The 3,482-nt window shown below is 71.6% G+C and carries 2 protein-coding genes and 2 pseudogenes; all 4 read right to left on the bottom strand.

The features are described 5' to 3' along the window. Positions 1-427: hypothetical protein (locus tag CA237_RS19180; RefSeq protein ID WP_206433024.1), on the bottom strand; the 427-nt coding region annotated here is incomplete at its 3' end. Continuing rightward, positions 424-910, bottom strand: a pseudogene (locus CA237_RS19175) (DUF2163 domain-containing protein). The gene CA237_RS19180 and the pseudogene CA237_RS19175, both read right to left, overlap by 4 nt. Beyond that, positions 907-3,195 (bottom strand): DUF2460 domain-containing protein, encoded by a 2,289-nt coding sequence (locus CA237_RS19170; RefSeq protein WP_066690126.1) that lies wholly within the window; start codon positions 3,193-3,195, stop codon positions 907-909. The pseudogene CA237_RS19175 and the gene CA237_RS19170 overlap by 4 nt, the downstream one beginning before the upstream one ends. A 3-nt stretch (positions 3,196-3,198) precedes the next feature. Continuing rightward, positions 3,199-3,482: pseudogene (locus tag CA237_RS19165) on the bottom strand (tail tape measure protein); the annotation flags it as partial.

Raw genomic sequence — 3,482 nt, 5'->3', positions numbered from 1 at the left:
TTGTGTATACGAGACAGCTGCGCCGCCCAGCGTCGTCAGCACCATCGTCGCCATGTTCGTCCTCCCGTTTGCGCCAGATGCTCAGGACCGGCCACGGCGGCGGCCCCGGCCGTTCGACCACCGCCCGCGCCACCGCATCGGCGTGGATCACGCCGTCGCCACTCGCGATCGCCAGATGCAACTGCCCCGGCCCGCTTTCGATCAGCAGCACATCGCCCGCCACCGCCTGCTCGACCTGCCGGAACCCCTGCCCCAGCCCGGCCACCACCCGCGCCACATCGCTACAGCGCGGCGGACAATCGTCCGGCACCGCGACGCAGTGCGCCCAGCCGACCAGCCCGACACAGTCGAATCCGTCGTCCGGCGTCCGCCCCTGCCGGCGGAACCGACACCCGATGACGCTGCGTGCCCGCCCGACCGCGCTCATGCGCCGGGATAGCGGGTCAGCAGGTCGATGCCGGGCAGATGCGGCTCGCCCCGAAAATTCGCGACATTGCCGAACCGGTCGCGACAGGTCGCCAGCGTCCCGTCGCACCCCTCGCTCAGCTCGACGAATGCCCCCGTCCCCTCGAAGCCCGGCACCGCCTCCAGCGTCACGCTCTCCGCATCCGCCGCGACGACGAACGCCGACAGCCCGCCATTCGCCCCGCCGATCCACCGCAGCCGCCCGCGCGCAAACCCCGCCCCCGCCGCCAGCACCAGCCGCTCGCCCTCCTGCGCGACGACCCGCACGACCTTCCGCCGCCCGCGCATCGCCACCCGGCACCTGCGGTCGCCCAGCGTCGCCCGGCGCCGCGCGATAGGTCAGCCCGTCCACCACCAGGTCGCGGTCATGCGCGGTCAGCCCGAACGTCACCCCGTCGCGCCGCTCGATCCGCCAGCACAGCGTCAGCGTCGTGACCGCGCTCATGCCTCGCGCACCTCGATCAGCGGCACGCTGGCCGCGACACCTGCGCCATGGGTCGCCCGCGCCACCTGCAACCGGTCTTCGGCAAAGCGCACCGGCACGTCGAACACGAACCCCGCCGTCACCGCCACGCCCTTGCCCGGCGCGACGTCGAGCAGCACGACACCGCCCGCGCCGACCGAAAAGCCCTGCGTCTCGACCCCGCCCACGCCGACCCGCACGCTGCCCGCCACCGGCCGGGTGATCCGCCGCACCATCTGCCCGTACCGCTTCACCAGCGCGAACCGCGTCGTCGCGCCATCGCCGATCCCGATCACCACATCGCCAAATCCCGGCACCGCGGCCGTCGAATGATCGAACGGGTCCTGCAACCGGAACGCCCGCGCCGGCCCCAGCCTGGCGCGAAAGAAATCGAGCAGCAGCGCCACATCCGCCTGCGACCGCACGCCGGGTCCGACATCATAGCGGGTGCGCGGTTCCGCCCAGTCGACATTGCGCGCCTCGTGCCCGCCCGCCGCCACCGCGATCGCGGTCGACGTCTCCGGCATCACCTCGGCCTCCGCGCCCAGCGCCAGCGGAAAGCGCACGTCATCGAACGCCTCCATCGCCCCCTCCTCCTGAAAATAGATGAACCCGTCGCGCAGCACCTGCGGCAGCGCCCAGACGAACGTCTCCGCCACGCCCCTCGCCATCGCCACCTCCGCAGCCTCGGCAATCGAGCGCCACTGCGCCCGGTCCTCGCGCTTCAGCACGAAGCCCGAGAAATAATGCTGTTCGTGCGCCGGATAACCGAGCCTTACCCCCGCCGCCGCGACGCCCCGCGCCGTCGCCCCGACATTGCCGGTCGCCGCCCAGTCATAATCCTCCAGCTGCAACACATCGAACGCCGGCCTTGCCCAGCCGACCGGCAGGTTCGCCCGGCTGACCTCGGGGCTGTCGGCATTCAGGATCGTCGGCAGATAGGCGAGCAGCAACGCCTCCTCCGCCCCCGCGCTCCGCGCCGCCGCGACCAAGGCCGCCGTCGAGCTGGCCAGCAACGCCCCCGCCCGGTCGAGCAACCCCCGCTGCGCCGCGCTCAAACGCCCGCGCACATCGTCGATCACCGGCACGTCACCGCCCAGCGCGACCCGCGCGGCATCGTCGTACAGGCAGATGCGATGATCGGTGGTCACCCACCACCATGGCTCGCCGACCTGGAACCGCCCGCGCCCGCCCGCCGCCCGCGCGATCCCGACGAACGCCCGCGCCACCGCCTGCAGATACCCCATCGCGCCCGAATGCGCCGGCGACAGCAAGGTCGAGGGCGGCACCCATCCGGTCAGCGCAGGCGACCCGTCACTCGCCCGCTGTTTCCAGTCGCCCCAGCAATGCGCGTCGAACAATTCGTAGCTGAGCGACCAGATCGGATCGAACCCCAGCGCCCCCGCCCGCTCGGCAAAGTCGCGATGCCACGCGGCGCACGGCCCATTCAGCACGCCCCCGGCCAGCGACACGAACAGCCCGTCACCCGACCGTTCGAGCCGGAAATAATGGCTCATGCCCACATAGTGGACGAGGGCACCACGATACCCCAGCCGCAGCGCATTGTGCAGCAGCCGTTCGGGCGTCAGGTGATAGCTGTCGTCATAGCCGCTCGCGATCCGCAGGTCATGTTCGGGCAGCACCACATCGCCGACGCCCAGCACCGATCCCGGCCCCTCGCACCGGATCGCCGACATCTCCGCCCAGCCCTCCGCCGGCGCCGCCAGCAAGGCGCCACCCTCGGCATAGTCCGGCGGCACCAGCGACACGAACATCCGGTCGACATCGCCCGCCCAGACCGGCACGCCGTCCTCGGGCAGCCTGTACCCGCCGACGACGCTCGCAAAGTCGATCACGACCTCGGCATCCTCGGGCGTGCCGGTCGCGTAATTCCACAACCGCACATACCAGGCCCGCGCTACACCGCCCGCATCGCGCCCCTCGATGGTCAGCACCGGGCCATGCCGCGCATCCAGCGGCCGGATGCCGCCGGACCGCCAGCGGAACCGCAAGGTACAATCGCGATAATCGCGCACCGTGTCATAGCGCAGCAGCGGGTGGTCGTGGACATCCTCCGATGCCCAGATCAGCCCCGCCAGATCGTCCTGCCGGTAAAAGACGCAGTCGACCCGCAGCGCATCCGCGCCCGTCGTCACCACCGACGCCATCATCGGACGCGGAAAATCGACCGTCCAATAGGCAGGGTCGAACCGCGACAGCACCCCCGCCTCCTGCACCGTGCGCCGCTCCGCCAGCCAATATCCCATGGTTCACGCCTCCATCAGCGCGGCGCGCACCGCCCGCGCGACCTGCCGGCTCGACTGTTGCAGCGCGCGGGGCGCGTCGCCGCCGGCGGCGTTGACCGTGATCGCCACCCGCACCTCGCGCGCACCGCCGCCCTGTGCCGCGACCACCTGTCCGCTGCTGGTCGGCACGAACAATTCCGGCCCGCGCTCACCGACCCAATAGGGCCGCTGTGGACTGACCGGACCGCCGGTCGCCCGCCCCGGCGCCCCGCCGATCAACTGCCCCAGCAAAGCGATCAGCCCGCCAC

This window comes from Sphingomonas sp. ABOLH (genome assembly GCF_003951715.1).
GTDB classification, from domain to species: Bacteria; Pseudomonadota; Alphaproteobacteria; order Sphingomonadales; family Sphingomonadaceae; genus Sphingomonas; species Sphingomonas hankookensis_A.
The sequence above is the reverse complement of the archived record's forward strand: the minus strand, read 5'-3'. Positions and strand labels throughout refer to the sequence as shown.